Here is a 21,564-nt window from a genome sequence, read left to right as displayed (position 1 = left end):
CATGATGATTTTATGGCTGAACGCAAACTGAAGGCATGGGTTGCAGCGGGATTGATCGATGCCGCCGCCGCAGACCGCATCCGCGCATGGGAAGCGCAGCATAGCCGACCATTGGCGATCTGGGCGGTTGTGGGCGTGGCGGCGCTGTCGATCGGGCTGGGGGTGATTTCATTGGTCGCGGCCAATTGGGCGGCGATTGATGGGGAAACGCGCCTTGCGCTGCATGGCGCGCTGATGGTCGGATTGGGCGCTGCGCTTTGGGCCTTGCTGGCGCCGGGTGGCGAGAGGACGCGCCGCTGGGGCGAGGCCGGTATTTTCGTGTATGCCGCGCTGGGTCTGGGATTTCTGGGCCATGTCGGTCAGGTCTATCAAACCACATCGCCGACTTGGACGGCCATTGGCCTGTGGCTGGCGCTTTTTGCCCCTCTGTTTCTGGGCTCAGGTCAGGGATGGCTGTCGGCCGCCACTTTGGGCGCGGGGTGTATCGCCCTGCCATGGATGCGATTTGGCGATGCTGCGCTGGGCTTTTGGCCCGGACAACCCGGTCCCGGCGTCATCCGCGCGGCCATTGAATGCAGCCTTCCGGTCATGCTGGCGCCGTTTGGGGCCTGGTTTGGGCGCAATTCCGCGCGGGCTGGGTTCTGGCGGCAATTGGCCTTTATCGGCTTTGGCTATGGCATCGGCACGGTCAGTTTGTTCGTCATCTCCACCGGCTTTGGCGATTGGTCCCGCACCGATCCGCAAGGCAATGTCGATGCGGCTCTGGTGGCCTCGGCCGCCATGCTCGGCCTTGCAGGGGCGGCATTGTGGATGGCCGACCGCAGCGTTTTGGGAAAGGCCAGCGCTGCGGCGCTGGGCATGTTGGCGCTGTCCATTCTGGCGGCGGATCGTTTGGCGGGGCACAGCTTGATGGTCGGCCTGTTGTTCATGGCCTTGTGGGCGGGGCTGGCCGGTGCCGCCCTGCACGCACAGGCACGCTGGGCCTTTCAGATCGCGGTCGGATGCGTGGCGCTGCGCCTCATCATCCTCGCCTTTGAGGAGGCCGGTGGATTGCTGGCCAGCGGGTTGGGCCTGATCTTGGGCGGTGTGTTGATCCTTGGCGTGGCCTGGGGCGCAATGCGCGTGTCTCGCCGATTTGCCCCGGTGCAGGAGCAAGGCTGATGCGCGCACTCCTACGCGGTTTGACCATCCTGCTCCCCCTTGTTGGCCTTGCCTATTGCTGGCAGACCACTCGCCAATCAGCCGCCGAGGGTGTGGAATGGGACGTTGCCGTCACCGGATATGACCCGCGCGACCTGTTGCGGGGCCACTATGTCCGCTTCACCTATGTCTGGCCCGAAGATCCCCTGATCGGAACGGCAGAGGGCAATTCTCCCGCCACCCGCCTCTGCATCGAAGGCGAAGCGCCCAGCATCCGCCGCGCGACCAGGTTGATGACGGGCGACGACGCCTCCGCCTGTAACGGCATTGCCAGCACACCCCAATACCGCCCCGGCACCGTTCAAGCCGCCACCGTGCCCATCGAGGGGCGCCTTTTCATTCCGCAAGCACAGGGGCCGCAAATGGAAAAGGCGCTGAACGATCCCAAGCAGCAGGCGAGCCTGCGATTTCGGTTGAAACGTAATGGGGAAATCGTCCCGATCCGCCTCAGCTTTACACCCAAGCCGCCGATTTCACACTGAACCGCCGGGGGCATGACGCCCCCATTCCCGTCAAACAGGACGCTGGGGCGAATTACCCAGTTCGGAAAAATAGGCCGCCATCGCATCGGCCGCCTTGTCGGTCAGCGTGATGAAAGCGCGGCGGCGATCCGATTCATCCTCAATCCGCTTGAGCAGACCTGCCTCGGTCATCTGACCGATCCAACGCAGCGCGGTGGTCGGCGGTACGCTTGACGCGATGCACAGGCTGGTGACCGACACCTTGGCCTTTTCCACGTGGGCCGCGGTCAGATCGAGCAGCATGTCCCATGCGGGATCAGCAAAGAGATCACCATCAAAGAAGCGCGCGCGCATCTGGCGCTGGCGGATCACGCGGCGGACCATGCGCGGATCGGGCATTTCGGGCCGGGCCGGGGCGACCAGCTTGTCACCGGCGGCGTCCTTGCGCGCGGGATCGAAACGGAATGCGGCATTGTTCTGCGCCGGGGTGGCCTGCGCGGGGGCGCCGCCGCCCATGCCGGGCGACAACGTGTTCAGCCTTTCACCAATCTGCGTCACCTGTTCGGTCAGACGCAGCAGGACCATGCGGTCCTCGTCCGACAATTCGCGCACCTTTTTGGCGGGCATCCGCGCCATCACCTGACCCAGCGCGATCAGGCGTTCGGCCCGGCTGGGCGCGACCAAAATCTGCGGTTCGGATTGATCAAGGCAGGCAAAGACATCATCAAGTGCATCCACGCTGGTCGAAACCACCAGCGCCGCACCGGTATGCGCCGAACGCACATCCAGACGCGAAAGCGCGGCCATCACTTCGGCATCCACCACCGGGCAATCCAGCAAAACCACATCGCCCAGCGGCATCGATTCACCCGACAGCAGGCGGGCAATCGGGCTGGCCTCGGCCAGACGGAAACCGGCACCTTCGGCATCTTCACGCATTTGGTCGCGCAGATGCGCCCGGTCGGCAAAGATCGAAACCTTCATCCGCAGGCCCGAAACATCATGGGTCGAACCGTAAGAAAAATCGTCAGCAGCGTCAGAAAGACCGGCGTAAGAAAATCCCGACTGGGGCGCATTGTACATGATGACCGACTCCGTTCGTCCAGGGAACTCTGTAGGAATACGTAGAACCTAGAACAAAACGGAACATCGTCAAGATCAAAAATGGAACATTAAGAAAACGAATGAGAACAAACTCTCCGTTTTGGACCTATTAAACCGAAGGTCGGAATCAAAAAGGCCGCCCGATCACCCCATGGGCAATCGAGCGGCCATTTTGCAAACCCTTGAAATCAATATCAATCGATAAAGGGATCGCGCACCAGAATCGTGTCTTCACGTTCCGGGCTGGTCGAAACAAGAGCGACCGGCGTTTCGATCAATTCCTGCACGCGCTGGATATATTTGATCGCCTGTGCGGGCAGATCGGCCCACGAGCGGGCGCCCGCAGTCGTATCCTGCCAACCGTCCATTTCTTCATAGATCGGTTCCACAGCGGCCTGATCGGCGGCATGCGAGGGATAGTAATCCAAAACCTTTCCACGCAGACGATAGCCGGTGCAGATCTTGACCTTTTCAAACCCGTCCAGAACATCGAGCTTGGTCAGCGCAATGCCGGTTACGCCCGAAATGGCGCAAGATTGGCGCACCAGAACGGCGTCGAACCAGCCGCAGCGGCGCTTGCGGCCCGTGACGGTGCCGAATTCATGGCCACGCTCGCCCAGACGCTGGCCCACTTCGTCCTCCAGCTCGGTCGGGAACGGACCCGAACCGACGCGAGTCGTATAGGCCTTCACAATGCCCAGCACGAAACCGGCCGAGGACGGGCCCATGCCCGAACCGCTGGCCGCCGTGCCCGACACCGTGTTCGAAGACGTCACAAACGGGTAGGTGCCGTGGTCAACGTCGAGCAGCACGCCCTGCGCGCCTTCGAACAACACGCGGGCGCCCGCCTTCTTCACCGTGTTCAACCGCTTCCACACCGGTTCGGCAAATTGCAGGACGAAGGGTGCAATTTCCTTCAACTCGGCGATCAGCGCGGCGCGATCGACCGCAGGCTGGCCGAAACCGGCGCGCAATGCGTCGTGATGCGCGCAAAGGCGGTCAAGCTGCGGGTCCAGATCGTCCAGATGCGCCAGATCGCAAACGCGGATCGCGCGGCGGCCGACCTTGTCTTCATAGGCCGGACCAATGCCGCGACCGGTCGTGCCGATCTTGCCCGCACCCGCCGCCGTTTCGCGCAACCCGTCCAAATCGCGGTGCATCGGCAGGATCAGCGGGCAGTTTTCGGCAATCGCGAAATTCTCGCGGTTGATGACGACGCCCTGCGATTCCAGCTTTTCCACTTCGGCCTTGAGCGCCCAGGGGTCGAGCACCACGCCATTGCCGATGATCGAGAGCGTGCCGGTCACAATGCCGCTGGGCAGCAGCGAGAGCTTGTACACCTTTTCGCCCACAACCAGCGTGTGGCCCGCATTATGGCCACCCTGAAAGCGCACCACTGCGTCGGCGCGGCTTGCCAGCCAGTCAACGATCTTGCCTTTGCCCTCGTCACCCCATTGGGCGCCGACAACGGTCACATTTGCCATGGATAGAATCCCTCACCCTGCCAAGTAAATCCAGAAGCGCCCTTCGACAGGACTCGGCGCAGCGGATGGGACAGAAAGGGGCACGAGCGCCCCGCTATGCGCGTGCGCCGTTAGCCAGACAGAGGCGCGCCGTCAATGTTGAATCCGGCCCCCATGTCATGCTTCGTCACAACTCTTTGCTGGCCGCGTCGGTCGGGGCTGCATAATCTGGGGCATCAATCTGGGAAATACGATGATGAAACCTATTCTGCCCCGCATCATGGCCGCGGCCGCGGCCGCGGCCTCGGCCATGTTGGCGGTTTCGGTGCCCGCCGATGCCCAATTCCTGATGGGCGCGATGCTGATGCGCCGCATGACAAAAAATGCGCACAAGGGTCCGCCCGCACCCCCGGCCCCGGCGCATCAGACCATCGCCTATGGCCCCGATCCGATGCAGAATATGGATTTCACCCCGCCCGCCAAGCCCAATGGGGCCGCCCCTCTGGTGGTCTTTGTCCATGGCGGCGGGTGGACACAGGGCAACAAGGACAATGCCACAGGCGGATGGAAAGCGCCGCATTACACCTCGCTCGGCTATGCCTTTGCCAGCATCAATTACCGCCTGGTTCCGCAAGTTCGTGTCGAGGACGAGGCGGGCGATGTGGCCGCCGCTTTGGCCCGGTTGATCGCGGAGGCGGGCAAATTGGGGATCGACCGGCGCCGGATCATCCTGATGGGCCATTCGGCGGGCGCGCATCTGGTGGCTCTGCTGGCAACGGATGAACGCTATCTGGCGCGGGTGGGATTGTCGCAGGCCGATCTGGCGGGCGTCCTGCCGATTGACGGGGCGGCCTATGATGTGCCCACGCAAATGGCGGCGGCGGGGCAGTATATGAAGGGCCGCTATACCCAAGCCTTTGGCGAAGATCCGGCCCGCCAGCGTGACCTATCGCCCATCACCTATGCCGCCGCGCCCAATGCGTCGCGGTTCCTGTTCATCAATGTCCAGCGTCAGGACGGTCTGGCGCAGGCCAAGGCCTTGGCCGAGGCGCTGCGCCATGCCGGCGCGCAGGTGGAAACCCAGACATTCGAGGGAACCGGACTGCGCGGCCATGTCGAGATCAACCGGCGGCTGGGCGATCCCGATTATGCCGCAACGCCGGTGGTGGACCGCTGGATCAAGGCGATTGTCGGGCGTTAAAGCGCGTTGATCATGGCGATGGTCTGATCCATCCGCCCTTCGATTTCGGCGCGGCGCAGGAATTGCACGCGCTCGACATTGATTTCTGGCGGCGTAGGGTTTTGGGTGAACAGATCCATGACCTCGTTGATAAAATCGGCCAACGGCAGATAGCCCTCTCGCGTCGCCTGCCCCGGCGTCAGGTCGGTCTGGACGGCGGGCGGGGCCAGCTCAATCACCTCCACCTGTCCGGCCAGCAAGGCGCGCAGGGCCAGCGTATAGGAATGAAGCGCCGCCTTGGTCGCATTATAGGTGGGCGTGGACAGCAGAGGCACAAAGGCCAGCCCCGAAGTCACATTGATAATCGCGGCATGGGCCCGTGTTTTCAGATGGTCGATCAACGCATCCGTCATGCGGATCGGGCCGAGCAGGTTCGACGTGATCATTCCTTCCGCATCGGACAGGTCGCGCGCGGATGTCGCATCTTCAAACCGCATGATGCCCGCATTGTTGATCAACACATTGAGCGAGGGATAGGCCGCGATCACCTGATCCGTGAACCGGGCAATGTCGGCGGGATCATCAATGTCGAGGGTAAAGCCCGCCATGCCCGGATGGGCCGCCGTAATCTCGTCGATCAACCCCTGACGCCGCCCGGCGATGATGACCTGATTGCCGCCCGCATGAAACCTTTCGGCCAGCGCGCGTCCGATGCCCGATGTGCCGCCGGTGATGAGGATGGTGTTGCCGCTGGTCTGCATGGGATGTCTCCTGTGGAAAGTGCGACAATCCATCTACGCCTTTGCTCTCCGTATTGAAGAAGGCACGTAAAATATTTATACTTACCCGATGGAGAGTGACTTTCCCCCAGAGCATGGCCGCAACTATCCCCCCACCGACCCGCGTGTCGATGCGCTGGTCAATGATCTGATCGGGCGGGTGGCCGACAAATGGACGCTGCTGATTCTGGAAGTGCTGGAGGAAGACGGCACCTTGCGCTTTACCCAGGTGGGCCGCGCGGTGCCGGGGATCAGCCAGAAGATGCTGACGCAAACGCTGCGCGCGATGGAGCGCGATGGGTTGGTGACGCGGAAAATCCATCCCGTCATCCCGCCGCGTGTAGATTACGCGCTGACCCCGCTGGGCCATAGTTTGAGCGCGGCCTTTTGCGGGGTGTGGCAATGGGCCGAGGCGCATTTAAGCGAAGTGGAAAATGCGCGCGGCCGTTTCGATGCCGCGCGCCATTCCGATTAAAGCGCGACGACCTCGCCGCCCTCAAGCCGGTGGGTGCAACCAAGCTGATCGGCTTCACAGCAATCGCCCAGCGCGGCAACCGTGCGCCAGCCCACGGCGCGAAGACGCGCCGCAGCGGCAGCATCATGGCCAAGCGGCAGGAACAACAGATCACGCGGCGATTCCTGCGCCGCCAGCGCGGTGATCAGCGGATCGGGATAGAGCGAGAAGCCCACCGCCGGTTCCGCCGGTTCGCCCAGAATCGAATAGGAACCGCCACGCGCCACCGCGCCCTGAACCCCATCGGCAAAGATCTGAAAACCGAACCAGCTTTGATATTCAAACCCGTGCCGCTCGGTCGGATCCAGCGTCAGGCGCACACCGGCAGGCAGACGCGCGGCAATCTGGCGCAAGGCCGCGATGCGTTCGTCCAATACTTCGCCCAGCGCCAAGGCTTCGAGACGGGCGATGGCCGAATCCAGAGGCCCGGTGGCGTGGATCAGTGGCAGATAGGCCGCGCCACCTTCGGCAACCAGCGCCCCTGCATCCTTGGCATCCAGTTCACGCCGGACGGCATCCAATTGCGCAGGCGTCAGCGGCCAGGGACCGGCGGCCAGTGCGTCGACCAGACCCGGCATGGTGAAATCGACCGAAATCCCGGTTGCGCCCGCGGCCTGAAGCGCCTCAATGGCCACGGCCACCACTTCGCCCGCCGCCGCTGTGCCTGCGTGGCCGATCAGTTCGGCGCCGATCTGCAAACGCTCACGCGTGGGGTCGAGGCCGTCACCCTTGATCGTCGTCACCTGTCCGGCATAGGCCAGACGCAACGGGCGCGGACGGTCCTTCATGCGCGTGACGGCAATGCGGCCCACCTGCGGCGTGATATCGCTGCGCAGCGCCATCATGCGCAGAGAGGCCGGATCGATGAAGCGTACCATGCGGCGCGTCTCGATGCCCGCCATGCGGCTGGCAAGGCTGCGCTCGAACTCGATCCCCGGCGGTTGCACGCGGTCGTAACCATGGCTGTCCAGCACATCCATGATCGCGCGCGTAATACGCGTGGCGGCCGCCGTATCTTGCGGCAGGCGGTCTTCGAGGCCCTCGGGCAGCAAATCGCGGGTTTCGGTGTCCATCATGGGGCGGGCTTTAGCCGGGGTTGGTTCAGGAAGAAAGGGTGAATGCGAGGGTCTAGACCCTCGCGCTCCCATTACTGTCTGCGTTGCGCAAGGAGTGCAACGTTGCGTAAGATGGCCGCGCCGCAGGCTTTAAGAATATTGCCTGCGGCGCGGCCATCTTGGCGCTACCCCAAAAATGGGATTGCAAAGGGACCGAGTCCCTTTGCCCGCCGGAGGCAAGTTCCCAAAGAAAAAGGCGGAGCCTCCGAAGAGACCCCGCCCAATTCTTTCAAACCCAAACGTTCAGATCAGAACGCCAAAGCCTTGGCGCGCTTCACGCCGGGCAGCTTGCCAGCAGCGTCGAGCACTTCGCCAGCAACCGGGCTGTCGACCGAGAGCAGCAGCACAGCTTCACCACCGGCTTCGCGGCGGCCAAGGTTGAACGTGCCGATGTTGATGCCGTTTTCACCCAGCAGCGTACCGATGCGGCCGATGAAGCCGGGGGCGTCTTCGTTGACGATATACATCATGTCGCCGGCCAGTTCGGCCTCGACCTTGATGCCGAACAGTTCAACGAGGCGCGGTTCAGCGTTCGAGAACAGCGTGCCGGCCACCGAGCGTTCGCCCGCTTCGGTCTTGACCGAGACGCGGATGAGGGTGTGGTAGTCACCGGTCTTTTCGGTCTTCACTTCGCGCACTTCAAGGCCGCGTTCCTTGGCGAGGAACGGAGCGTTGACCATGTTCACGGTCGCCGACTGCACGCGCAGGAAGCCGCAGAGAACGGCCGCCACGATGGGCTTGGCGTTCAATTCGGTCGCCGCGCCTTCGGTGTGGATCGAAATGCGGGCCACAGCCGAGGGGGTGAGCTGACCAACAAGGCTGCCCAGCTTTTCAGCGAGCGCCATGTAGGGGCGCAGCTTGGGGGCTTCTTCGGCGCTCAGCGAAGGAACGTTGAGCGCATTGGTCACGCCGCCCGTGGTCAGATATTCGCCAAGCTGTTCAGCAACCTGCAGCGCCACATTGACCTGAGCTTCGGTGGTCGAAGCGCCAAGGTGCGGGGTGCAGATGAAGTTCTTGGTGCCGAACAGCGGCGATTCCTTGGCCGGTTCGGTCTGGAACACGTCGAGAGCGGCGCCCGCCACATGGCCCGAATCCAGCGCGTCCTTCAGTGCCGCTTCGTCAATCAGCCCGCCGCGCGCACAGTTGACGATGCGCACACCCTTCTTGGTCTTGGCCAGATTTTCGCGGCTCAGGATGTTCTTGGTTTCCGCCGTCAGCGGGGTGTGCAGCGTGATGAAGTCAGCCTTGCCCAGCAGCGTGTCGAGGTCGGCCTTTTCCACGCCCATTTCCACGGCGCGCTCGGGCGTCAGGAACGGATCGTAGGCCACAACCTTCATACGCAGGCCCAGAGCGCGCGAAGCAACGATCGAGCCGATGTTGCCCGCGCCGATCAGGCCCAGCGTCTTGCCGGTGACTTCCACGCCCATGAAACCGTTCTTGGGCCACAGGCCCTTTTGGGTCTGTTCATTAGCTTCGGGGATCTGGCGGGCCAGAGCGAAGATCATCGCAATCGCGTGTTCGGCGGTGGTGATCGAGTTGCCGAAAGGCGTGTTCATCACGACAACGCCCTTGGCGCTGGCATAGGGGATGTCCACGTTGTCGACGCCGATACCGGCGCGGCCAATGACCTTCAGGTTGGTGGCGGCGTCCAGCACTTCCTTGGTCACGCGGGTCGACGAACGGATGGCCAGACCATCATAGTCGCCGATGCGGGCGATCAGTTGTTCGGGGGTTTCGCCGGTGATCACGTCCACATCGCAGCCCATTTCGGTGAAAATGCGGGCGGCGTTGGGGTCCATCTTGTCCGAAATAAGGACGCGGGGTTTACGGGTCTCGGTCATGGGAATCGTATCCTCATGTGAATGGGGGAAATACGCGGGGGACGGCTTGGGCGCGCCCCCGCGAAAAATTCAGGCTTGGCTTAGCCGGCCTTGACGGTTTCGTAGGCGTAATCCAGCCACGGGCCGAGGTCTTCGATATCCTCGACATTGACCGTCGCGCCGCACCAGATGCGCAGACCAGCCGGAGCATCGCGATAGCCCGCGATGTCATAAGCGGCGTCCGCCTCTTCAAGCACAGCGGCAAACTTCTTGATGAAGTCAGCGTCGGCGCCTTCAACGCTCAGGCAAACCGAGGTCTTCGAACGGGTCGCTTCATCGGCGGCCAGATGCGAGAGCCACGAACGCTCTTCGACGATCTTGTTCAGCGCGGCGGCATTGGCGTCGCTGCGCGCCTTGAGACCTTCAAGACCACCCAGACCCTTGGCCCATTCCAGCGCGAAGATCGCGTCTTCAACGGCCAGCATCGAGGGGGTGTTGATGGTTTCGCCCTTAAACACGCCTTCGGCCAGCTTGCCCTTCGACACAAGGCGGAACACCTTGGGGAGCGGCCATGCCGGGGTGTAGGTTTCGAGGCGTTCAACGGCGCGGGGGCCGAGGATCAGCACGCCATGACCGCCTTCACCGCCCAGAACCTTCTGCCACGAGAAAGTGGCGACGTCGATCTTCGACCAGTCGATGTCGTAAGCAAACACCGCGCTGGTGGCGTCGGCAAAGCTCAGACCCTCGCGGTCGGCGGGGATGAAATCGGCGTTGGGAACGCGCGCGCCGCTGGTGGTGCCGTTCCAGGTGAACAGAACGTCATTGGTCCAGTCGATCGTGCTGAGATCAGGGACCTGACCATAGTCGGCGCGGATGATCGTGGGGTCCAGCTTGAGCTGCTTGGCAACGTCGGTGACCCAACCCTCACCGAACGATTCCCATGCAAGCGTGGTGACGGGCTTGGCGCCCAGCATGGTCCACATCGCCATTTCGAAAGCGCCCGTGTCCGAACCGGGCACGATGCCGATGCGGTGCGTTTCAGGGAGCTGGAGAATTTCGCGCATCAGATCGATGCAATAGGCCAAACGCGTCTTGCCGATCTTCGCGCGGTGCGAACGGCCCAGCGACTCGGTCGCGAGCTTGGCAAGATCATAGACGGGCGGCTTGGCGCAAGGCCCCGACGAGAAAAAGGGGCGAGCCGGCTTCTTAGCCGGAACTTGGATAGTCATGTAGTCTCTCCTTACAGAGAGCACGCGCGGCGTTGGGACCGCGTGGCCCGCCGGCCGCTCTAAAGATCGTCGTCCTTGAGTCAAGCAGACTTTTTGCAACAGGTGGGGAAAATCGTTCCTTGGGATGAAGAATCCCGCGCCATTTTGCGCAAAATGCGGCATTTTCCTGCGCGGTGGGGATTTTCGCCATCCATTCAAACGGTAAACCTCCATTAACCACGTAATCTCACGGATTATTCGCGGCCAGAAGGTTAATCAGATCGCATGGAAAACAGCGCTGTAACCGGCATATTGCAAAGGCTGCGCCCCTTGGCCGGATGGGCGATGATCGGCGCCAGCATGGCGCTATCGGCCTGCGGTGGCGCCATTCCCGATGCGCCCCGCCGCACATCGCTGCAACATTCCACCGGTTTTCAACCGCCGCGCGTCGCCGATGGTCAATGCCTGTCCGACCTTGGCGCCAAGGCGGCGGGCTTCACCCCCCTGCCCGATCAATATTACGGCGCGGGATGTTCCACTTTCAACGCGGTGCGTCTGGCCAGCCTGTCGGGCGACAATCAATCTTTCAACATTTCGAACCTTGGCCCGGTCACCTGTCCCCTGGCCAATTCCTTTGCCGGATGGGCGCGTTTCGGCGTGGACCGCGCCGCCCGCGCCATTCTGGGCAGCCCGCTGGTGCGCATTGAAACCATGGGCAGCTATAGCTGTCGCAATGTCGCGGGCACCGAAAAGCGCAGCGCCCATGCCACTGGCAATGCGATCGATGTGGCCGCCTTTGTCCTGGCCAATGGGCGGCGCGTCACGGTGCTGAACGGATGGAATTCGGATGATCCGGCAGAGCGCGAATTCCTGCGCACCATCCACCAATCGGCCTGTCGCCGCTTTGGCACGACGCTGGGCCCGGATTTCAACGCCGCCCATCGCAATCATCTGCATGTCGATCTGATGAACAATGGGATCTGTCATTGATCCGACCGCTCATCGCCTGATTGGCTTGATTCCCGACCCTATCCGGCGTGAAACGGAAAGTCGGGCAATCCATCGAGCGCCGCCTTCAGGCTGTCGCTCCAGCTGGCCGAGATCACGCGATACCATGGGTCGGTGGCGTGAATACGGCGTTCGTGCATGATCGACAAATCATCGCGCCCGATGACCAGCAGGTCGAGCGGCATGCCCACCGACAGATTGGCCTTGAGCGTGGAATCAAAGCTGACCATCAACAGCTTGACCGCATCCTCGAACGCCATTTTGCGATCATAACCGCGCAGGATGATCGGGCGGCCATATTTCGTTTCGCCAATCTGGAAAAACGGCGTGTCGAGCGTCGCCTCGATGAAATTGCCTTCGGGATAGATCATGAACAGGCGCGGCTCCTGCCCCTCGATCTGACCGGCAAGAATCAGGGTTGCGCCAAATTGACCGGCCGCCTGCGGGCCGACATCGGCGTCGCGTTCGGAAATCGTCTCGCGCAGCGTCTTGCCCACGATGCCCGCCATCTGGAACATGGTGGCGGCCTCCAGCACGCAATTATGGCGTTCGCTGGGCAGCTTGAAACGCTCCTCAATCTTGGAGACAACCGCCTGAGTTGTCGCAAGATTTCCGCTGGTCATCAGTGCAACAACCCGCTCCCCCGGCACTTCCCAATGAAAGAGCTTGCGGAAGGTCGAGATGTTGTCGACGCCCGAATTGGTGCGGGTGTCGCTCATCAACACCAGGCCCGCATCCAGCATCATACCAACGCAATAAGTCACGTTATTCCCCTTGTGCCGCCCAAGGCGGCGCATATCGCAAAACCCGCACGAATCCTTAATATTGCGGTTGCACAATAATGCAGGTTGTCGTCAAGGAAAGTTTCGCCACCACCCCGTGTGTGACCGGATGGCGGACAAAGCATAAATTCAGAACATCCGCCCCGGCGTAAGCCGCAGCCCCACCGAAAACCACCTCGTTCCTTCTCCCTTTCCAAACTGTTGCCCTACGGTTGCGTCGATCTGAACCCGGTCCATCACAAGGAAGTAGCGCAATCCCCCCTGCCAATAAGGACTATGCCGGGGATCCCCAAAACCTTCGGCGACAAACGTCATGCGCCGCGACAGCCGCGTCTCGCTGCCCAACCCCCAACTCAGAGCATGGTCATCATCGCGCGCCTTCACCCACCCCAGATTGCCGTGCAAAGTCACCATGTCACCCGCAAGCGCAACCGATACAGGCACATATGCATAGAGACTACCAAGACCATTGGGGCCTGGATTGACGCTGGGGTGATGGATCAGACCAGCCGCCAGCCCGACCCCCCAGCCGCCTTGTGTCATCGGATGCAGCAAGGTCTTGGCCTGAAGGACCACATCGCTCGATGCCGCGCCTTCTGCGCCGAATTGGTGGCCGAACCCGGCGGTAATTTCAAGATTGCCGGTCAGGTTGCAGGCAGGCAAAGCCCATACCTCGCGATGATCGGCATAGAGTCTCGTCCAGCTTTCAAGCTGGCAACTGCGCGCTGTCGTCAGGCGGGCGTCGTCTGTGACCAAGGGGCGTGCAGCTTCACAGCGCGGCGCAAGCATGACAAAGAATATAAAGGACAAAAATCTATACATCGCGCCTTATTAGGTCGAATGTATGACAAATCAAATGTGAACGGACAGGTGCTGCCTACTGCTCCACCACCTGCTGCTGGGCCACTTGAACCGCCACCGACAGGACCGCCGCGCCGCCGCCCTGCGCCATGCTGGTGACAGGTGCTGCATCGCGGTAATCGGCGCCCACGGCAAGGCGCACATAGGAATCATCCGGGCAGCGGTCATTGGCCGCATCAAACCCGACCCAGCCCAGCCCCGGCACATGCACCTCGGCCCAGCCATGGCCGGCGTCCTGCTCCACCTTGCCCTCGATCACCAGATAGCCCGACACGTAACGTGCGGGCAGGCCCATCAGCCGGGCCACCGCCATGAACACTTGCGCATGGTCCTGACACACGCCCTTGCCCGCGGCCAGCGCCGCCTCGGCCGTGGTGTGGGCGCCGGTATGGCCCACCTCATAGACCACCGCCTTATTCACCGCAGCCATCACATCATGCAAGGCGGCGATCGTGTTGTTGCCATCATGGGCAAATTTGTCCGCCATGGCGCGGATCTTTGGCCCCGGCTTCGTCAATTCGGTCGGATTGGCCAGCAGCCACAGCGGCATAAAGCCGGTATGGGCGCCCACCACGCCCGCCTTGTCATAGGTTTCGATCATACCCTGTCCGGTGATCGTAATCTCGCCATTGCCCGTGCCCAGCGAGATCAGAGACACCATATTGCGGTTGTGATCTTCATACGAACATTCAATCGCCCCGCCATCGACCGACAATTGCCAGCCCAAAACCGTCTGCATCGCGCAATCACGCGGGGTCAGGCGCAGGCGTTGCACCCCATGCCACACCGGCTGGTCAAAGCGGTAATGCGTCTGGTGCTGAATAGAGATACGCATGGACGGGCTCCGGACCTATTCGGTGAAACGATAATCAGAGGCGATGGCTTCGGCCACCAGACGGTTGGTGGCAAGGAATTCGGTAATGAATTCATGCAGGCCGTGTTCGAATATATCAGTGATCGAGGTCTTGCTCAGCTTCTCGCATGCTTCTTTCTGCATCCGATAGGCCGCCGTTTCCTGATGATAATCGCGGCACAGCCATTCCATATTGCTTGTCAGCTTTCGCAGGCAATACGTCAAGCTGCGCGGGAAACGGCCATCAAGGATCAGGAACTGGGCAATCCCTTTCGGATCCAGCGCCCCGGCATTGAGCCAGCGGAACGCCCGCTCGCCCGCGACGCTGCGCAGCACCATTTCCCATTGCGCATTGTCCAGCCGCGACCCCACCCATGCCGCCGAGGGCAGAAGCACATGGTATTTCACGTCCAGAATGCGCGCCGTATTATCCGCCCGTTCCAGATGGGTGCCGATGCGGGCAAAGTTGAAAATATCATTGCGCAGCATCGTGCCCTCCATCGCGCCGCGCACGCTGGTGGCCTGACGACGGATGACGTCCAGCACATGGCCAAGGTCGGCCTCCTTGACCGGCTTGGCCAGCATGGATTGCAATTGCATCCAGCTTTCATTGGTCACTTCCCAGACCTCGCGGGTGATGGCGGTGCGCACCATGCGCGCATTGGTGCGCGCAGCCTCCATCATGGACAACACGCTGCCCGCATTGCCCGCCCCGCGCAGCAACCAGTTGGTGATCGCCGGTCCCGACATCTCGCCGGTATAGGCCTCATCCAGCCCCAGCGTGACCAATACGCTGCGCCATTCATCGCTGGCCACCGTGTTGCCACGCGTCAATGCCATGCGAAAACCCGCGTCCAGCAAGCGCGCGGTGTTTTCGGCGCGTTCCAAATAGCGCGCCATCCAGAAAATGCCCCAGGCGGAACGTCCCAACATAACCTATTCCTTATTCCGCCAGAACCCAGCTGTCCTTGGTGCCCCCGCCCTGCGACGAATTGACCACCAGCGAGCCTTTTTTTAGCGCCACGCGGGTAAGTCCGCCCGGCGTGATATTGATGCCCTGGGGCGAAACCAGCACAAAGGGCCGCAAGTCCACATGGCGCGGCGCCAGCCCCGCCTTGGTAAAGATCGGCACGGTCGAGAGCGAAAGCGTCGGCTGGGCGATGTAATTATCCGGCTTGGCGCGCAGCTTTTTCTCAAAGGCGGCGATTTCCGCCTTGCTGCTGGTCGGGCCGATCAACATTCCATAGCCGCCGCTGCCATGCACCTCCTTGACCACCAGTTCGGACAGGTGATCGAGGACATAGGCCAGCGCGTCCGCCTCGCTGCACCGCCATGTCGGCACGTTTTTCAGGATGGGTTTTTCGCCGGTATAGAATTCGACGATTTCGGGCATGAAGGAATAGATCGCTTTGTCATCGGCGATGCCCGTACCCGGCGCATTGGCAATGGTAATGCCGCCCGCGCGATAGACATCCATGATCCCCGCCACGCCCAACATGGAATCAGGATTATAGGTCAGCGGATCGAGGAAATTGTCATCCACCCGGCGATAAAGCACATCGATCGCCTTCCATCCGCGCGTGGTGCGCATGCAGACCCGACCATCGACCACGCGCAAATCGCTGGCCTCGACCAATTCGGCGCCCATTTGATCGGCAAGGAAGGCGTGTTCGTAATAGGCCGAATTATAGATCCCCGGCGTCAACACCGCCAGAACCGGCCGGTCGCTGCCCTTGGCCGCAGGCGGGGCGCAGGCGGCCAGCGAGCGGGCCAGAGCGCGCGGATAATCCGACACCGGCTGCACCGCAACCTTGGTGAACAGGTCCGGGAACATCGCCATCATCGTCTCGCGGTTCTCCAGCATATAGGAGACGCCCGAGGGGGTGCGCGCATTGTCTTCAAGCACCATGAATTCATCAGGCCCCGTGCGCACAAGGTCGATGCCCACAATATGGGTGTAAACCCCGCCCGGCGGCATGAACCCGACCATTTCGGGCAGGAAAGCCTCGTTCTGGGCCAACAGGCGTTCGGGGAATTTGCCCGCCTTGACGATCTCGCGCTTGTGATAAAGGTCGTGGAGGAAGGCGTTGAGGGCACGCACGCGCTGATCAATACCGCGCGACAATTTCTTCCATTCATCCGCCGTAATAATACGGGGTATCATGTCAAACGGGATCAGGCGCTCTTGTCCTGCATCTTCGCCATAGACGTTGAAAGTAATACCGGTGCGCCGAAACACATCCTCCGCATTCTTGCCCTGCTTTTGCAGCCATTTCGGGCTTTGCGCTTCGTACCACTCGCGATAGCCGGCATAGGCGGGACGCACATTCCCGTCGGCATCGAGCATCTCGTCATAGGACGAGACCGTGGTGGATGGCATAAAACACCCCTCAAATCATTCCGGCAAAAACACCTAACGCCGGTCCTTGATGGTCAAGCTGCAACAAAGAATCGCCCTTGCCAAGCGCCTTGCTGCGTATGCGAGAGAAAAAATGCGCCTATGTGGACAAATAGAAAATTGGACTTAAAGTCCGCGACGCAGCTGGACCGCGCGCCCGCCCTTGCAGAACGCATCGCGAACGCCCATAGATGATTCATGGCTGAACTGATCATCCGCCGGGGCCTTGACGAGCCTGTTACCGACGGCACCTTTGTCCCCCACCGCCCTGCCCGTCCGCCCAAGGTCGAAGGCAGCCCGCCGCTGCGCATCATCAGCGATTATACGCCCAGCGGCGACCAGCCCACGGCCATCGCCGAATTGGTTCAAGGCATTGAAAGCGGCGACAAAACCCAGGTCCTTCTGGGCGTCACCGGTTCGGGCAAGACCTTTACGATGGCCCAGGTCATTCAGGCCACCCAGCGCCCCGCGCTGATTCTGGCGCCCAACAAGATCCTTGCCGCGCAATTGTATGGCGAGATGAAGAGCTTTTTCCCCGAAAACGCGGTGGAATATTTCGTCTCTTATTACGATTACTATCAACCCGAAGCCTATGTGCCGCGCTCGGACACCTATATCGAAAAGGAATCGAGCGTTAACGAGGCCATCGACCGGATGCGTCACTCGGCCACGCGCGCGCTGCTCGAACGTGAGGATGTGATCATCGTCGCCTCGGTGTCTTGCCTTTACGGCATCGGGTCGGTGGAAACCTATTCGGCGATGATCTTTGACCTGACGGTCGGGGAATCGCAGGATCAGGGCGAGATCATCCGCAAGCTGGTCGCCATGCAATACAAGCGCAACGAGGTGGCCTTTGCCCGCGGCGCGTTCCGGGTGCGCGGCGACAATCTGGAAATCTTTCCCAGCCACTATGAAGACATCGCATGGCGCATCAGCTTTTTCGGCGATGAAGTCGAGGCGATCAGCGAGTTCGACCCCCTGACCGGCAAGGCGGGGGCGAAACTGGACAAGATCCGCGTTTACGCCAACAGCCACCACGTCACCCCCGGCCCGACGATGAAACAGGCGATGGAGGCGATCCGCTTCGAGCTTCAGGTGCGGCTGGAGGAACTGAACGCGGAAGGCAAATTACTGGAAGCGCAAAGGCTGGAACAGCGCACCAATTTCGACCTTGAGATGATCGCTGCGACCGGCTCCTGCGCGGGCGTCGAGAATTACTCGCGCTTTCTCTCGGGCCGCCTGCCGGGAGAACCGCCGCCGACACTGTTCGAATATCTGCCCGACAATGCGCTGCTGTTCGTGGATGAAAGCCACCAGACCGTGCCCCAGATCAGCGCGATGGCGCGCGGCGACCATCGCCGCAAGATTACGCTGGCCGAATATGGCTTCCGTCTGCCGTCCTGCATCGACAACCGCCCGCTGCGTTTCAACGAATGGGACGCGATGCGCCCGCAAACGGTGGCGGTTTCGGCCACGCCGGGTTCGTGGGAGATGGAGCAATCGGGCGGCGCCTTTGCCGAACAGGTGATCCGCCCCACCGGCCTTATCGACCCGCCGGTCGAAATCCGCCCGGTCGAGGATCAGGTGCAGGATTGCATCGAGGAATGCCGCAAGACCGCCGCCAACGGCTATCGTACGCTGGTCACGACCCTGACCAAGCGCATGGCCGAGGACTTGACCGAATTCATGCACGAGGCGGGTGTGCGCGTCCGCTATATGCACAGCGACGTGGAAACGCTCGAACGTATCGAACTGATCCGCGACTTGCGGCTGGGGGTGTACGACGTCCTCATCGGCATCAACCTGCTGCGCGAAGGGCTCGACATTCCCGAATGCGGGCTGGTGTGCATCCTCGACGCGGACAAGGAAGGCTTCCTGCGCAGCGAAACCTCGCTGGTGCAAACCATCGGGCGCGCGGCGCGCAACGTCGATGGCCGCGTGATATTGTATGCCGATCGCATGACCGGATCGATGGAACGCGCCATCGCCGAAACCGACCGCCGCCGCGCCAAGCAGCAAGCCTATAACGAAGCGCACGGCATCACGCCCCAATCGATCAAGCGCAACATCCACGACATCGTCGCCGATGCCGCATCGCGCGATGGCGTGGTGGTCGAGCTTGAAGACGACGGCATCAACAACCTCGTCGGCCACAACCTGCGCGCCTATATCGAAGACCTCGAAAAGCGCATGCGCGCCGCCGCCGCCGACCTCGAATTCGAAGAAGCAGGCCGGTTGCGCGACGAAATCCGGCGTTTGGAGGCGACCGAGCTGGGGTTGCCCGAGGGTGATCGGAAGGCGCCGATCGTGGGGCGGTCCAATGAGGGCAAGCCTGGGACGAGGAAAACCCGGTTTGGGAAGCAGCAGAAGAAGTGGGGGAAGTGAGGGTTTAGAATGCCTCCGGCGGGCAAAGGGCGGGGGCCCTTTGCAATCCCATTAATGTCTTCGTTGCGCCAAAGGGCGGCCTTGGGTGTCGGGGCGATGTACGAAATTAAAAGCCTGCGGCGCCAGTCAGCGCTACTTCGCCGCGCCGCAGGCTATAAATATTGCCCCAACCGCAACGCCGCCATCCAAACACCACCCATTACCGGGATTGTTAAGGGCCCCCGCCCTTAACCCGCCGGAGGCATCTGACCCCCTTACAACTTCCCAAACTTAGCCTCATACCCGGCCACATCACCAGCGGCCAGGAACTGCGCCTGCGCCACCCATTGATCGCGGGTCGAACGGCCGGCAAACGTACCCAACTGTGCGTCAATCGCCACAATATCGGCCTCGGTCCATGCCGCGATCTGGGCAAAGCTGACCACGCCCAGCTCGGCAAGACGCGCTTTCAGCTTGGGGCCAAGCCCCTTGATGCGGGTCAGATCGTCGGTCTGCGTGGCGGCTTCCTGCGCGGCGACGGCTTCGGCCAGTTCACCAAAAGCATCGGGCTCCGCCTCGGCTTCAACCGCAACCGCGACCGGCGCGGCGGCCACAGGCTCGACCTTGACCGCAGCATCGGCCACCGGGGCTTCCTTGCCCAAGGATACCGCAGAGGCCGCACTGGGCGCGTTGATCAGCGCCGAATTGCGCTGTGCCGGCCCGACACCTTCATCCAACGCGTCGGGCGCGCGGTGGCGCTCACGCACCTTGCCACGGCCACGCAGCAACAGGCCCGCCAGCAGCGCCAGCAGGACCAGCGCACCGGCGATCTGGAGGGAATAGGTCTGGAACAACTCAACCATCAACTCAGCCTCACAAGCTCAATCCATCACCCGGCGGGCGATTATGCGGCGGCCTCGCCGCCTTGTTTCCGGAACAGCAGGCGGTCTGCCGGACCAAAGCCGAACCGCCAGATGACCAGGCAATAAAGCCCCAGAATCGCCGGAATGCCCAGAGCAATTTGCGCCCATTCCGGCAAAAAGCGTACCACCGCCCAGCCCAGCGCGCCCGCCGCAACGGCGGCTGCAAACAGCGACCAGCGCAGTGTTTCAACCCGGTAACCCAGATGCCTTTGCAACAGCCGCGATTTGACCAGACTGGCAATCGAGAGCGTGACCATCAGCGCCCCGGCCGCCGAGGCCGCCTGATCCATTTCGTCGAAATAGAACCCGCCCGAAATCAACATCCCCGCCAGCGTAAAGATCGCCTGCAACCCGATTGTGGCCAGCGACAGCCACAGGTTGCGCAAGGGCGCGATATAGATCAGCGCCGCCTCGCTCACGACAGCTGGTGCCGCACAAACCTCGGCGCCCAACAGGAATGCCAGCGCCAGCATCCCGCCGGTAAATTGCGGCCCGACCAGCCCCAGCACCCCGTCGCCCGGAATACCCAGCGCCAGCGCAATCCCCGCCTGCGCCGCCGTGATCCAGAACCCCACCTGACACACCTGACGGGCAATCGCTTCCAGATTGCCCTCCTTCAGATTGCGGGTGATGACCGGGCCAAGGATCGGCTCAAAACTGGTTTTCAGCTTTTGCGGCAGGCTGGCCACCTGTTGCGCGACGTAATAGACGCCCACCGATGTCGGCGAGGCAAACATGCCAAGGATCGCAATATCGATGCGCCGCGTGCCCCACTCCACCGCATCGGCCACCGCCAATGGCATGGTGTTGAGAGCAAGCCGCCCGATCCGCAACGGATGCGGCACCCAGTCCAGCGGCATGCCATAGGACCGGAACAGCGGAATGGCCGCCGACAGCATCGCGGCAAAGACCGAAACGACATAGGACAAGGTCAGCCCGCTGGCGCCCAACTGGTTCCACCAATTGCCCACCCCGGCCCATTTGCCCGCCGCCCAGAACACACCGGCCGCAATCGACAACGTCCATGGTTCCACCACCGAACGCGCCCGCACCGTCGCCCCCACATCAAACCGATAGGCCAGCGCCGCCAGCGCGATATCGGTCAAGGCAACCGGCGCAATGGCCAGTACCAGCCAGCGATCCCATTCGGAAAACTCGCCCGAGGGGAACATAGGCCATGGGAAAAGATAGAGGCCCAGCGTGACCGGCAATGCGATCAGCAGCGTCAGCACCACGCCATCGGCAATGACATGGGCCGCATCGCGGTCATCATCCGACAATCGTTGGGCAATCCCGCGCTTTTGCCCCAGCGTGCATAGCTGCGACGCCAGTTCGATCACCACCAACGCCGAGGCAAACCGCCCCAGCGCATCAGCGCCATACAGACGGCCCGCAATGAACAAAAACGGCAAACGCGCGGCCAGACGCAGCAGGAAACCAAAGAAATTGGTCCGCCCACCTTTGGCCAGCGTGTTCAGATCGCGGTTGACCACGTCATCCACGGTGGCGCCGGATTGCGATGCGGCATCAT

Annotated in this window: 19 protein-coding genes; 6 read left to right on the top strand and 13 right to left on the bottom strand. The window is 61.9% G+C overall.

The genetic code is table 11. The annotated features are described in order from the left end of the window. The first annotated feature begins 12 nt into the window (after positions 1-12). Complete coding sequence (locus ACZ9HU_RS01890) at positions 13-1,161, top strand: DUF2157 domain-containing protein (protein WP_476101644.1); 1,149 nt, start codon at positions 13-15, stop codon at positions 1,159-1,161. After that, positions 1,161-1,682, top strand: a complete 522-nt coding sequence (locus ACZ9HU_RS01885; RefSeq protein ID WP_476101642.1) for a GDYXXLXY domain-containing protein — start codon at positions 1,161-1,163, stop codon at positions 1,680-1,682. The genes ACZ9HU_RS01890 and ACZ9HU_RS01885 overlap by 1 nt, the downstream gene beginning before the upstream one ends. A 30-nt stretch (positions 1,683-1,712) precedes the next feature. Here the strand turns inward: ACZ9HU_RS01885 and ACZ9HU_RS01880 are convergent, their stop codons facing one another. Next, a complete protein-coding gene (locus ACZ9HU_RS01880; protein WP_476101640.1) occupies positions 1,713-2,744 on the bottom strand; it encodes a winged helix DNA-binding protein in 1,032 nt (343 codons plus the stop codon). Positions 2,745-2,959: 215 nt separating this feature from the next. Further along, positions 2,960-4,249 (bottom strand): adenylosuccinate synthase, encoded by a 1,290-nt coding sequence (locus ACZ9HU_RS01875; protein WP_476101638.1) that lies wholly within the window; start codon positions 4,247-4,249, stop codon positions 2,960-2,962. A 232-nt stretch (positions 4,250-4,481) separates the two neighbouring features. Between ACZ9HU_RS01875 and ACZ9HU_RS01870 the strand changes: the two genes are divergently transcribed. Next, positions 4,482-5,429: an alpha/beta hydrolase gene (locus tag ACZ9HU_RS01870; RefSeq protein ID WP_476101636.1), complete on the top strand. Its 948-nt coding sequence runs from the start codon at positions 4,482-4,484 to the stop codon at positions 5,427-5,429. Here ACZ9HU_RS01870 and ACZ9HU_RS01865 read toward each other — a convergent pair. Further along, positions 5,426-6,169: an SDR family oxidoreductase gene (locus ACZ9HU_RS01865; protein ID WP_476101634.1), complete on the bottom strand. Its 744-nt coding sequence runs from the start codon at positions 6,167-6,169 to the stop codon at positions 5,426-5,428. The genes ACZ9HU_RS01870 and ACZ9HU_RS01865 overlap by 4 nt on opposite strands. 88 nt (positions 6,170-6,257) lie before the next feature. Between ACZ9HU_RS01865 and ACZ9HU_RS01860 the strand changes: the two genes are divergently transcribed. Further along, positions 6,258-6,662 carry a winged helix-turn-helix transcriptional regulator gene (locus tag ACZ9HU_RS01860; protein ID WP_476101632.1) on the top strand — a complete coding sequence of 135 codons (405 nt, stop codon included), beginning with the start codon at positions 6,258-6,260 and terminating at the stop codon, positions 6,660-6,662. On the opposite strand, the gene ACZ9HU_RS01855 is transcribed toward ACZ9HU_RS01860, so the two are convergent. The 3 genes from ACZ9HU_RS01855 to ACZ9HU_RS01845 form a co-directional block, all read right to left on the bottom strand. Further along, a complete protein-coding gene (locus ACZ9HU_RS01855; RefSeq protein WP_476101630.1) occupies positions 6,659-7,777 on the bottom strand; it encodes an ATP phosphoribosyltransferase regulatory subunit in 1,119 nt (372 codons plus the stop codon). The two genes, ACZ9HU_RS01860 and ACZ9HU_RS01855, sit on opposite strands and share 4 nt — an antisense overlap. Positions 7,778-8,064: 287 nt before the next feature. Continuing rightward, positions 8,065-9,657, bottom strand: coding sequence for a phosphoglycerate dehydrogenase (serA, locus tag ACZ9HU_RS01850; protein ID WP_476101628.1), 1,593 nt, complete (start codon positions 9,655-9,657; stop codon positions 8,065-8,067). Between the two features lie 80 nt (positions 9,658-9,737). Then, positions 9,738-10,865, bottom strand: coding sequence for a phosphoserine transaminase (locus ACZ9HU_RS01845; RefSeq protein WP_476101626.1), 1,128 nt, complete (start codon positions 10,863-10,865; stop codon positions 9,738-9,740). A 264-nt stretch (positions 10,866-11,129) separates the two neighbouring features. Here ACZ9HU_RS01845 and ACZ9HU_RS01840 point away from each other — a divergent pair, with 264 nt between their 5' ends. Further along, complete coding sequence (locus ACZ9HU_RS01840) at positions 11,130-11,834, top strand: extensin family protein (protein WP_476101624.1); 705 nt, start codon at positions 11,130-11,132, stop codon at positions 11,832-11,834. Positions 11,835-11,872: 38 nt separating this feature from the next. On the opposite strand, the gene ACZ9HU_RS01835 is transcribed toward ACZ9HU_RS01840, so the two are convergent. The 5 genes from ACZ9HU_RS01835 to ACZ9HU_RS01815 form a co-directional block, all read right to left on the bottom strand. Continuing rightward, positions 11,873-12,616, bottom strand: a complete 744-nt coding sequence (locus tag ACZ9HU_RS01835) for a proteasome-type protease (protein ID WP_476101622.1) — start codon at positions 12,614-12,616, stop codon at positions 11,873-11,875. Positions 12,617-12,763: 147 nt separating this feature from the next. Further along, positions 12,764-13,390: a hypothetical protein gene (locus ACZ9HU_RS01830; RefSeq protein ID WP_476101620.1), complete on the bottom strand. Its 627-nt coding sequence runs from the start codon at positions 13,388-13,390 to the stop codon at positions 12,764-12,766. 121 nt (positions 13,391-13,511) lie between these two features. After that, on the bottom strand, positions 13,512-14,330 hold the full coding sequence (locus ACZ9HU_RS01825) for a transglutaminase family protein (protein WP_476101618.1): 819 nt from the start codon (positions 14,328-14,330) through the stop codon (positions 13,512-13,514). A gap of 15 nt (positions 14,331-14,345) precedes the next feature. Beyond that, positions 14,346-15,281: an alpha-E domain-containing protein gene (locus tag ACZ9HU_RS01820; RefSeq protein WP_476101616.1), complete on the bottom strand. Its 936-nt coding sequence runs from the start codon at positions 15,279-15,281 to the stop codon at positions 14,346-14,348. A 10-nt stretch (positions 15,282-15,291) separates the two neighbouring features. Next, complete coding sequence (locus ACZ9HU_RS01815; RefSeq protein WP_476101614.1) at positions 15,292-16,728, bottom strand: circularly permuted type 2 ATP-grasp protein; 1,437 nt, start codon at positions 16,726-16,728, stop codon at positions 15,292-15,294. Between the two features lie 216 nt (positions 16,729-16,944). Between ACZ9HU_RS01815 and uvrB the strand changes: the two genes are divergently transcribed. After that, a complete protein-coding gene (uvrB, locus tag ACZ9HU_RS01810) occupies positions 16,945-19,131 on the top strand; it encodes an excinuclease ABC subunit UvrB (protein WP_476101612.1) in 2,187 nt (728 codons plus the stop codon). Positions 19,132-19,385: 254 nt separating this feature from the next. Here the strand turns inward: uvrB and ACZ9HU_RS01805 are convergent, their stop codons facing one another. Together ACZ9HU_RS01805 and ACZ9HU_RS01800 are read right to left on the bottom strand one after the other, a co-directional pair. Next, entirely contained in the window at positions 19,386-19,973 is a 588-nt protein-coding gene (locus ACZ9HU_RS01805; protein ID WP_476101610.1) for a hypothetical protein, read from the bottom strand. Between the two features lie 41 nt (positions 19,974-20,014). After that, a complete protein-coding gene (locus ACZ9HU_RS01800) occupies positions 20,015-21,535 on the bottom strand; it encodes a lipopolysaccharide biosynthesis protein (RefSeq protein WP_476101785.1) in 1,521 nt (506 codons plus the stop codon). Positions 21,536-21,564 lie beyond the last annotated feature (29 nt).

Source organism: Novosphingobium sp. Sphag1I, from assembly GCF_056279125.1.
This window is presented reverse-complemented; position numbering and strand designations above follow the sequence as displayed.

Bases quoted from the DNA above. Each gene is read 5' to 3' on its own strand.
- ACZ9HU_RS01865 (WP_476101634.1), bottom strand. From the start codon at position 6,169: ATGCAGACCAGCGGCAACACCATCCTCATCACCGGCGGCACATCGGGC.
- ACZ9HU_RS01890 (WP_476101644.1), top strand. From the start codon at position 13: ATGGCTGAACGCAAACTGAAGGCATGGGTTGCAGCGGGATTGATCGAT.
- ACZ9HU_RS01875 (WP_476101638.1), bottom strand. From the start codon at position 4,249: ATGGCAAATGTGACCGTTGTCGGCGCCCAATGGGGTGACGAGGGCAAA.
- uvrB (WP_476101612.1), top strand. From the start codon at position 16,945: ATGGCTGAACTGATCATCCGCCGGGGCCTTGACGAGCCTGTTACCGAC.
- ACZ9HU_RS01860 (WP_476101632.1), top strand. From the start codon at position 6,258: ATGGAGAGTGACTTTCCCCCAGAGCATGGCCGCAACTATCCCCCCACC.
- ACZ9HU_RS01885 (WP_476101642.1), top strand. From the start codon at position 1,161: ATGCGCGCACTCCTACGCGGTTTGACCATCCTGCTCCCCCTTGTTGGC.
- ACZ9HU_RS01805 (WP_476101610.1), bottom strand. From the start codon at position 19,973: ATGGTTGAGTTGTTCCAGACCTATTCCCTCCAGATCGCCGGTGCGCTG.
- ACZ9HU_RS01880 (WP_476101640.1), bottom strand. From the start codon at position 2,744: ATGTACAATGCGCCCCAGTCGGGATTTTCTTACGCCGGTCTTTCTGAC.
- ACZ9HU_RS01820 (WP_476101616.1), bottom strand. From the start codon at position 15,281: ATGTTGGGACGTTCCGCCTGGGGCATTTTCTGGATGGCGCGCTATTTG.
- ACZ9HU_RS01855 (WP_476101630.1), bottom strand. From the start codon at position 7,777: ATGATGGACACCGAAACCCGCGATTTGCTGCCCGAGGGCCTCGAAGAC.
- ACZ9HU_RS01840 (WP_476101624.1), top strand. From the start codon at position 11,130: ATGGAAAACAGCGCTGTAACCGGCATATTGCAAAGGCTGCGCCCCTTG.
- ACZ9HU_RS01870 (WP_476101636.1), top strand. From the start codon at position 4,482: ATGATGAAACCTATTCTGCCCCGCATCATGGCCGCGGCCGCGGCCGCG.
- ACZ9HU_RS01845 (WP_476101626.1), bottom strand. From the start codon at position 10,865: ATGACTATCCAAGTTCCGGCTAAGAAGCCGGCTCGCCCCTTTTTCTCG.
- ACZ9HU_RS01815 (WP_476101614.1), bottom strand. From the start codon at position 16,728: ATGCCATCCACCACGGTCTCGTCCTATGACGAGATGCTCGATGCCGAC.
- serA (WP_476101628.1), bottom strand. From the start codon at position 9,657: ATGACCGAGACCCGTAAACCCCGCGTCCTTATTTCGGACAAGATGGAC.
- ACZ9HU_RS01825 (WP_476101618.1), bottom strand. From the start codon at position 14,330: ATGCGTATCTCTATTCAGCACCAGACGCATTACCGCTTTGACCAGCCG.